A 1,596-nucleotide genomic window follows, 5' to 3' on the forward strand; every position below is an offset into this window, starting at 1 on the left:
TGGTGTACCGCTTGAGGATCTCGCGCCAGGCGATCGCGGTCTCGTTGGCGTCCGCCGGGCGGACCACGTTCAGTCCCGGGATCGCGCGCAGCGAGGCGAGGTGTTCGACCGGCTGGTGGGTGGGGCCGTCCTCGCCCAGGCCGATGGAGTCGTGCGTCCAGACGTACGTGACGGGCAGGTGCATCAGCGCCGAGAGGCGGACGGCGTTGCGCATGTAGTCGGAGAAGACCAGGAAGGTGCCGCCGTAGACACGGGTGTTGCCGTGCAGGGCGATGCCGTTCATCTCCGCGGCCATGGAGTGCTCGCGGATGCCGAAGTGGACCGTGCGGCCGTAGGGGTCCGCTTCCGGCAGCGGGTTGCCGGCCGGGAGGAACGACGACGTCTTGTCGATCGTCGTGTTGTTCGAGCCGGCCAGGTCGGCGGAGCCGCCCCACAGTTCCGGGATCACCGCGCCGAGTGCCTGGAGCACCTTGCCGGACGCGGCTCGGGTGGCCAGGCCCTTGCCCGCCTCGAAAACCGGGATCTTCTCCTCCCAGCCGGCGGGCAGCTCGCCCTGGGCGACGCGGTCGTACTCGGCGGCGCGCTCGGGGTTGCTGCCGCGCCATTCCTGGAACGACTTCTCCCACTCGGCCCTCGCCTGCCGGCCCCGCTCCAGGGCCTGCCGGGTGTGGCCGAGGACCTCGTCGGAGACCTCGAAGGTCCGCTCCGGGTCGAAGCCGAGGACGCGCTTGGTGGCCGCGACCTCCTCGTCGCCGAGGGCCGAGCCGTGGGCCGCCTCGGTGTTCTGCGCGTTGGGGGCCGGCCAGGCGATGATCGAGCGCATGGCGATGAAGGACGGCTTGTCGGTGACCGCCTTCGCCCGCTGGACCGCCTCGTAGACCGCGGCCGGGTCGAGGTCGCCGTCCGGCTTGGGGGCGACGCGCTGGACGTGCCAGCCGTAGGCCTCGTACCGCTTGGCGGTGTCCTCGGAGACGGCGGTCTCGGTGTCGCCCTCGATCGAGATGTGGTTGTCGTCCCACAGCAGGATCAGGTTGCCGAGCCTTTGGTGGCCGGCCAGCGAGGACGCCTCGGCGGAGATGCCCTCCTGGAGGCAGCCGTCACCGGCGACGCAGTAGACGTAGTGGTCGAACGGCGACTCGCCCTGCGGCGCGTCCGGGTCGAACAGGCCGCGCTCGTAGCGGGCCGCCATCGCCATCCCGACCGCGTTGGCGACACCCTGGCCCAGCGGGCCGGTGGTGGTCTCCACACCCACGGTGTGGCCGTACTCGGGGTGACCCGGGGTCTTCGAGCCCCAGGTGCGGAAAGCCTTCAGATCGTCCAGCTCCAGGCCGAAGCCGGCCAGGTACAGCTGGGTGTAGAGGGTCAGGGACGAGTGCCCGGCGGACAGGACGAAACGGTCCCGCCCGACCCAGCCGGCGTCCGCCGGGTCGTGCCGCATCACCTTCTGGAAGAGGGTGTAGGCGGCCGGCGCCAGGCTCATCGCCGTACCGGGATGGCCGTTGCCGACCTTCTGTACGGCGTCGGCGGCCAGGACACGGGCGGTGTCGACGGCCCGCTGGTCCAGCTCGGTCCACTCGAGGTCTGTGGTGGTCGGCT

1 protein-coding gene is annotated in these 1,596 nt (G+C 71.2%); it reads right to left on the reverse strand.

Annotated features, from left to right (window positions below; genetic code table 11):
• Positions 1 to 1,596: transketolase family protein (locus ACFF45_RS35320; protein WP_381351131.1), on the reverse strand; the 1,596-nt coding region annotated here is incomplete at both ends.

Origin of the sequence: Streptomyces cinereospinus (assembly GCF_042430725.1) — a bacterium.
GTDB lineage: Bacteria > Actinomycetota > Actinomycetes > Streptomycetales > Streptomycetaceae > Streptomyces > Streptomyces cinereospinus.